This window comes from Actinomadura sp. HBU206391 (assembly GCF_014323665.1).
GTDB lineage: Bacteria > Actinomycetota > Actinomycetes > Streptosporangiales > Streptosporangiaceae > Actinomadura_C.
On record NZ_JABVEB010000277.1, the window covers coordinates 1 to 6,812 of the forward strand.

6 protein-coding genes and 1 pseudogene are annotated in these 6,812 nt (G+C 71.5%); 4 read left to right on the top strand and 3 right to left on the bottom strand.

Annotated elements, in window-relative coordinates:
- The first annotated feature begins 207 nt into the window (after positions 1 to 207).
- Positions 208 to 1,173 (top strand): DMT family transporter, encoded by a 966-nt coding sequence (locus tag HKK72_RS33995; RefSeq protein WP_315987589.1) that lies wholly within the window; start codon positions 208 to 210, stop codon positions 1,171 to 1,173.
- Positions 1,174 to 1,227: 54 nt separating this feature from the next.
- Positions 1,228 to 2,175 (top strand): DUF5954 family protein, encoded by a 948-nt coding sequence (locus tag HKK72_RS34000; protein WP_187238524.1) that lies wholly within the window; start codon positions 1,228 to 1,230, stop codon positions 2,173 to 2,175.
- Between the two features lie 61 nt (positions 2,176 to 2,236).
- On the opposite strand, the gene thiI is transcribed toward HKK72_RS34000, so the two are convergent.
- From thiI to HKK72_RS34015, 3 genes are all read right to left on the bottom strand, one after another.
- Complete coding sequence (thiI, locus tag HKK72_RS34005; RefSeq protein ID WP_187238529.1) at positions 2,237 to 3,508, bottom strand: tRNA uracil 4-sulfurtransferase ThiI; 1,272 nt, start codon at positions 3,506 to 3,508, stop codon at positions 2,237 to 2,239.
- 258 nt (positions 3,509 to 3,766) lie between these two features.
- The gene (locus HKK72_RS34010) at positions 3,767 to 4,171 is read right to left on the bottom strand and encodes a TM2 domain-containing protein (RefSeq protein ID WP_187238525.1); all 405 of its coding nucleotides are present in this window, start codon (positions 4,169 to 4,171) and stop codon (positions 3,767 to 3,769) included.
- Between the two features lie 146 nt (positions 4,172 to 4,317).
- The gene (locus tag HKK72_RS34015; RefSeq protein ID WP_187238526.1) at positions 4,318 to 5,343 is read right to left on the bottom strand and encodes a 6-phosphofructokinase; all 1,026 of its coding nucleotides are present in this window, start codon (positions 5,341 to 5,343) and stop codon (positions 4,318 to 4,320) included.
- A 296-nt stretch (positions 5,344 to 5,639) separates the two neighbouring features.
- Between HKK72_RS34015 and HKK72_RS34020 the strand changes: the two genes are divergently transcribed.
- Complete coding sequence (locus HKK72_RS34020; RefSeq protein ID WP_187238527.1) at positions 5,640 to 6,374, top strand: DedA family protein; 735 nt, start codon at positions 5,640 to 5,642, stop codon at positions 6,372 to 6,374.
- 22 nt (positions 6,375 to 6,396) lie between these two features.
- A pseudogene (locus HKK72_RS34025) lies at positions 6,397 to 6,812 on the top strand (hypothetical protein); the annotation flags it as partial.

Genomic DNA, 6,812 nt, shown 5'->3' on the forward strand with positions numbered 1-6,812 from the left:
GGACCGCCCCGCTTCTGACCCGGGGCGCGACGCCGATCGACCCTGCCCGCACGTTCAGTGCCGGCTCATGGGCGCTCGGCCTTCCCCGCATGCTCGGCGCCGGCTCACGGCGACCGGCATGCGGCCTCTTGCGCACGCCTGCGGCGTGACGCGTAGCGCGCACCCGGATGCAGAGTCCTCTCCGATTCCGATCCAGGAGCGTTCCGCGTGTCAACACGCCCTTCCACCCGCATTTCCGCCCGCCTTACCGACCGCCGTGTCTCCAGAACTCACCGAGCCGGGCCCGGCCGACGGCCCGCACGACTGGGCGGCAGCGGATGCATCCTGCTGGCCGCCGCCCTGTGGGGCACGACCGGCACCGTGCGCACCTTCGCGCCGGACGGCGCCGGCCCCGTCTCGGTCGGCGCGGCCCGCATCGTGCTCGGCGGCCTGCTCCTCCTCGCGCTCGCGGCCCGCGGCGGCGCGCTCGGGCGCCTGATCCGCACCGCCACCACCACGACCTGGGCCCTGCTGCTCCTCGGCGCCGTGTGCGCGGCGGCCTACCAGACCGCCTTCTTCGCCGCTGTCGACCGCACGGGCGTGGCGACCGGAACCGTGGTCACCATCGGCAGCGCACCGGCCTTCACCGGCCTGTTGTCCCGGCTGACCGGTGGCGCGCGGCTCTCCCCGCGCTGGGTCGCCTCCACCGCCGGGGCCGTCGTGGGGTGCACGGCTCTGGTGGGCGGCGGTGAGGCCGCGGGCGTCGAGCCCCTCGGCGTCGCGCTCGCGCTGCTGTCCGGCTTCACCTACGCGGCGTACGCCACAACGGCGGCGCGGCTCATCGGCTCCGGTGAGAGCGATGGAGTGGTCATGGGCGCCATGTTCGGGGGCGCCGGCCTGCTGCTGCTGCCCGTGCTGCTCGCGAGCTCCCCGGTCTGGCTGGCGACCGGCCGCGGCATGCTCGTGACGCTGTATCTCGGCGCGGTCACCACGACTCTCGGATACGTGCTGTACGGGCGGGGGCTGCGCACCACCCCGGTGGCGACCGCGGCCACCCTCACCCTGGCCGAGCCCGCGGTGGCCGCCGTGCTCGGGCTGGTCGTGCTCGGTGAGGACCTGAGCGCGGTGGCGGTCGGTGGCCTGGCGCTTCTCGCGGCGAGCCTGGTGCTGCTCGCCGTGCCGTCGCGTACCTGACCGCGTCCACGATTACGCTGCGCGCCGGTGGGCGTTGCGGGGAGCATGGCACTCATGGACCGCAGCGACGACGACGCGCTGGAACGGCTGTTCCACGAGCTGCTGGCCGCGGCGCATCCGGTCTCGGCCATGGTCGTGGCGGACGCGCTCCGCGCCGTCAAGGCCTACCCCCAGTTGCTCATGGTGGGGCCGACGTTCGGCGTCGCCCACCAGGCGCGGCACGGCTGGCGGGTGTCCTCGACCGACGAGACGACCCCGCAGGGCGCGAGGCAGGCTCTCGCGCGCCGCCTCAGGGAGCACGCGGGAAACGCGGCTGACGCGACGACGAGCGAGGAGTTCCTGGCCGTGGCCGGGCTGCTGGAGACAGAACGCCGTGACGACCTGACGGTCGCCGGGCTCCGGTTCCGGATCGTCCGGGTCGAGCAGGTCGTGCGGATGAACGCCGAGGCCCCGGAGCCGCCCAGGCCGACCGACCCGGACCCGCGTCCGGCCGGTCGGCAGGGCGCGGGCCGGCGTGCGCCGGAGTTCCTCTCGACGGCCGACGAGCGGGCCTCGGCCACCCCGGCCGAGCTGAGCCGCCAGTTCGACGAGGCGGTGTCGAAGGCAGGCGGGATGCCCGCGCCGGCGCGCGACGACGCCTGCCGTGCGTTGACCGCCTATCCGCGGCTGAGGGTCATGGCACCGGTCTTCGCCGTTGCCGAGCAGATCGACGACGGCTGGCGGTCAGCCACCATGCCGTGCGATACACCGCAGCGGGCGCGGGACACGCTCGCCGCGTACTTCAGCCGCATCGTGCCCGCCGTGGAGCATCCGGGGGTGACCGAGTGCGCCGAGTACACAGCGGCGGCGCGCCGGCTGGAACGGGAACGGGCGGACGACCTCACCGTCGCCGGGCGGCGGTTCCGAATCGTACGTGTCGAGAAGATCGCTCGTCTCGGTCCCGACGGGCCTGAACCGCCGCGGCCGTCCGACTTCGACCCGGAGCCGCCCATCGGGGCCTGACCCCGCCTGTGCCGGGCCTGTCGCCGCGCTCGGCGTGCCGCCCGACGGGGCCCGGTCCGGGTCAGGAGGCGGCAGGCTCCCCGTAGGCGGGACGATGCCGCTGGGCCGAGGTGGCGAGCTGCTCGGCCAGCTCCCCGGCGTCGAGCCGCTTCTCCATCTGCCGAAGGTCCTCGATCTTGGCGCGGGTCTCAGCGCGCCGAGGCGCGAGCAGCGTGCAGCAGTCCTCGTCCGGCAGCTCCGAGATCGCCAGCGTATGGATGCGGCGGGCCTCCGACATGATCTCGGTCTTGTCCATGCCGATGAGCGGTCGCAGGATGGGCAGCTGCACGGCGTCGTCGAGTGCGGTGATGTTGGTCAGCGTCTGGCTGCTGACCTGGCCCAGCGAGTCGCCCGTGATCAGTGCCGCCCCGCCGAGCCTGGCGGCGAGCGTCTCACCGGTCTTGAGCATCAGGCGCCGCTGCGCGATGATCTGCAGGCGCTCCGCACCCGAGGACTTGATCTGCTGCTGGGCCTTGCCGAACGGCACGACGTACAGCCGCGAGTCGCCCTGGAACTTGTCCAGCTCGCGCACCAGCGCGTAGGCCTTGTAGATCGACTCCGGGCCGGTGAACGGCATCCCGGAGAAGTGCAGGAAGTCCACCCGCAGGCCCCGGCGCATCATGCGGTAGGCGGCGACGGGCGAGTCGATGCCGCCGGACATGAGGACCAGACCCCGTCCGCTCATGCCGACCGGCAGCCCGCCCTGCCCGCGCAGCCCGTCGGTGAAGACGAACACCTCGTCGCGATCGACCTCTATCGAGACCGTGATGTCGGGGTGCTTCAGGTTGACCGGCAGACCGAATCGTTCCTGAACGGCTGCGCCGACGCGCACGGCGAGTTCGGAGGAGGTCAGCGGGAACCGCTTGTCCCGGCGGCGGGGGCGGATGGCGAAGGCGCCCTTGCGCGCCAGCGCCGGGTGCTGGGCGACCAGGTCGATCGCCGCCTGGACGGTCGGCTCGACGTCCTTTTCGACCCGCCAGGCCCGCTGCACCCACACGATGCCCATGACGTCGGCGATGCGGCGTGCGACGGCGTCGACGTCGGCGAGCCGGCGGCTCTCGGCGCGTACGACGATGACGCCCTCGCGCTGCGCCACCTGGATCTTGATGCCGAGACCCTTGACGGCGGCGCGGATGTTGTTCTGCAGCCGCCGCTCGAACAGGTCGCGGTTCTTGCCCTTGAGAACGATCTCGCCGAGCTTGAGCAGCACGCACGGCTCACCGGCGACCGGCGCCTGCCCGGGCGCGTCCTCCAGCACGTTCTCGTGCGGTGAACGCGGGGTGGGCGGGGACATGTCCCCTGGGGCGGTGCCGAGCGTGGGCATGCGTGATCCTCCTGACCGAGCCGCGGGTGTGCATTCCAGTGTCGCCTACGGAACCGAACATCGCGACCCGGAAAGCTGTTCCGCCGCCGGCACGGCCGGCGACCGCGGCGGCCGGCGAGGCGGACGGAGGCCCGGCGCGCCCGCCGAGCCGACATCCGGCCGAGCGCCAATCCGGAGACACCGCAGGGTCCCCTTCGCCGATGAAGGGGACCCGGTCTGTGCCTGTTCTCAGTTGTCCCGGAGCCGGCGGCCCTGTGCGTCGGTTCCGCCGTTGACGAGGATCATAATGCCGTCGATCAGCGGCCAGATGCCGCCGATGCCGCACGTGAGCCAGGTCGCCGCGATCTGGCCGACCGCCATCCCGGCGTGGCCGGTGTAGAAGCGGCCGGCGCCGAAGCCGCCGAGCAGGATCTGGAGCAGGCCCGCGACCGTCTTCGACTTGTCCGACAGGGGCATGCCATAGGCGTCGACGCCGTAACCGCCGGCCGGAGCCGGGGGGTAGCCGCCGTACTGCTGTTGCTGACCGTACTGCTGCTGCTGCTGACCGTACGGGTCGTATTGCGGCTGCTGGGGCTGCTGGCCGTACTGCGGCTGCCCGTATCCGTAGTTCGGATCCTGCGGTGGGTTACTCATAGACCTGACGTTACTAAGAAGGACGATGGGAACGAGCGGGACTTAATGGAAGTTCCGTAACGATGTCTTACTCGCTACAGCCCGCGACCTGCGCCGAGGCCGGCCGGCGGCGCTCGACGGCCGCCGACCGGCCTCACGACGGACGGTCAGCCGAAGAAGACCTCTGCCTCGGTGTACCGCTCCGGCGGGACCGTCTTGAGCTTCTCGGTGGCGGCGCTCAGATCCACCCGGACGATGTCGGTGCCCTGGAGCGCGACCATCTTGCCGAAGTCACCGTCGGCCACGGCGTCGATGGCCTGCAGGCCGAAGCGGGTGGCGAGCACGCGGTCGAACGCGGTGGGCGTGCCGCCACGCTGGATATGGCCGAGGACCGTGGTCCTGGCCTCCTTGCCGGTGCGCTTCTCGATCTCCTTGGCGAGACGCTCGCCGATGCCGCCCAGGCGGACGTGGCCGAAGGCGTCGAGTTCGCCGGCCTGCAGCTCCATCTGGCCGTCGAGCGGATGGGCGCCCTCCGCCACCACGATGATCGGGGCGTAGCGGGTCTTGAAGCGGCTCTCGACGTATTCGCAGACCTTGTCGATGTCGAACGGCTGCTCGGGGATCAAGATGACGTTGGCGCCGCCGGCGAGGCCGGCGTGCAGTGCGATCCAACCCGCGTGCCGGCCCATGACCTCGCAGATGAGCGCGCGGTGATGGCTCTCGGCGGTGGTGTGCAGCCGGTCGATCGCCTCCATGGCGATGCCCACCGCGGTGTCGAACCCGAAGGTGTAGTCGGTGGCGTTCAGGTCGTTGTCGATGGTCTTCGGCACGCCGATGACGTTGACCCCGCTGTCGTACAGCTGCCGGGCGACCCCCAGCGTGTCCTCACCGCCGATCGCGATGAGGGCGTCCACGCCGAGCCCGGCCAGGTTGTCCTTGATCCGCTCGACACCGCCCTCGACCTTGATCGGGTTCGTCCGCGACGAGCCCAGGATGGTGCCGCCCCGCGGCAGGATGCCCCGGACCGCCTGGACGTCCAGCGCGATCGTGTCGCCCTCGAGCGGTCCCCGCCAGCCGTCCCGGAATCCGACGAATTCGAACCCGAAGACCTGCACGCCCTTGCGCACCACGGCGCGGATGACGGCGTTCAGACCGGGACAATCCCCGCCTCCGGTCAGCACTCCGACGCGCATGCCCATTCCCTCCGTCTAGACCGAACCCCGTTGACCCTCGCGTCCAGAGTAGTGGCGCGGCCGGTCTGCCAGGGGCACGCGCCGATCCCGGCGCGGTTCACATCCTATTGGTCTAGACCATAGCGGGTAGACATCGGGTTCATGCCGCATCACCCTGAATTTGGAGCATTCCGGATATGCCGTCACTACGGCCATGGGTGTGGTTTTCCACACCCACCGCCCTGCGGCCGCCCTCCGGGTGATCCGGCGGCCGCCCTCATGGCCGGCGCCGAACAGCGTTCCTAGCGTTGCCACCCATGATCGTAAGAACATTCGCCCACGTCACCGCGACCGAACCGGCAGGCGGCTTCGCCGCCTGGGCCACCCACCTCATGGAGACGCTCGGAGCTCCGGGCGCGGGCATCGCGGTCGCCCTCGAGAACCTGTTCCCGCCGTTGCCGAGCGAGGTGATCCTCCCGCTCGCCGGGTTCACCGCCGCACAGGGCGACATGAACCTGCTGAGCGCGATCTTCTGGACCACACTCGGCTCGGTCGTCGGCGCGGTCGCGCTCTACTACGTGGGCGCGTTGGTCGGCCGCGACCGCGCCCTCGCGCTGGCCGCGCGGCTTCCGCTGGTCAAGGTCGCCGACCTCGAGCGGACCGAGAAGTGGTTCGCCCGGCACGGGGTCAAGACGGTGTTCTTCGGCCGGATGATCCCGATCTTCCGAAGCCTGATCTCGATCCCGGCGGGGGCCGAACGCATGCCGATGATCACGTTCGTCGCGTTCACCGCACTCGGCAGCCTGATCTGGAACACCACCTTCGTGCTGGCCGGCTACGCGCTCGGCGACAACTGGCACCGGGCGGAGAAATACGCGGGGGTGTTCCAGTACGTCGTCGTGGCGGCGGTCGCCGTCGCGGTCGCCTGGTTCGTCGTCGCGCGGACGGCGCGAGCCCGGCGGGCCCCTCGGGACAGGAGGGACGGGCGGGACAGGGACGAGCGAGACCGGCGGGACGCCGGGCGAAGCCCTGGTCACCGGGCCCGGCGCTGATCCGGCTAACCTCGTCGTGGAAATGAGGACGACGGACGACGCTACGGCGGGCACGATGCGGGGGGCCGGGGTCATCGTGCGCGGCTGGCTGCGGATGACCGCGGCGCTGGCCCTGGGGATCTTCACCGCGCTCGCCGAACTGCTCTTCCTCAGCTGCGCGTGCGTCGTCCTCGCTCCCGTGGCGGCCTGGCCGAGAGCGCGCCTGGCAGTGATGAGACCGATCCTCGCCCTGAGCCGCGGCCTGACGGAGATGGAGCGCAGACGCCTGGCAGGCCTGCTGGACAGTCGCCATGGGGCGGATTACGACGATCGCCGTGCGCTCGTATACCTCGCCGTCCGCTGGCCGGTCGGCCTGCTGGGCGGCCTCGTGCTCCTGCTGCTGGCCTGGGGGTGGACTTCGCGGGCTACACGCACCCGGAGCGCTTTCTCATCGCCAGC

Excerpts from the sequence above, each read along its gene's own strand:
- HKK72_RS34000 (WP_187238524.1), top strand. The coding sequence starts at position 1,228 with ATGGACCGCAGCGACGACGACGCGCTGGAACGGCTGTTCCACGAGCTG.
- HKK72_RS34020 (WP_187238527.1), top strand. The coding sequence starts at position 5,640 with ATGATCGTAAGAACATTCGCCCACGTCACCGCGACCGAACCGGCAGGC.
- HKK72_RS34015 (WP_187238526.1), bottom strand. The coding sequence starts at position 5,343 with ATGCGCGTCGGAGTGCTGACCGGAGGCGGGGATTGTCCCGGTCTGAAC.
- thiI (WP_187238529.1), bottom strand. The coding sequence starts at position 3,508 with ATGTCCCCGCCCACCCCGCGTTCACCGCACGAGAACGTGCTGGAGGAC.
- HKK72_RS34010 (WP_187238525.1), bottom strand. The coding sequence starts at position 4,171 with ATGAGTAACCCACCGCAGGATCCGAACTACGGATACGGGCAGCCGCAG.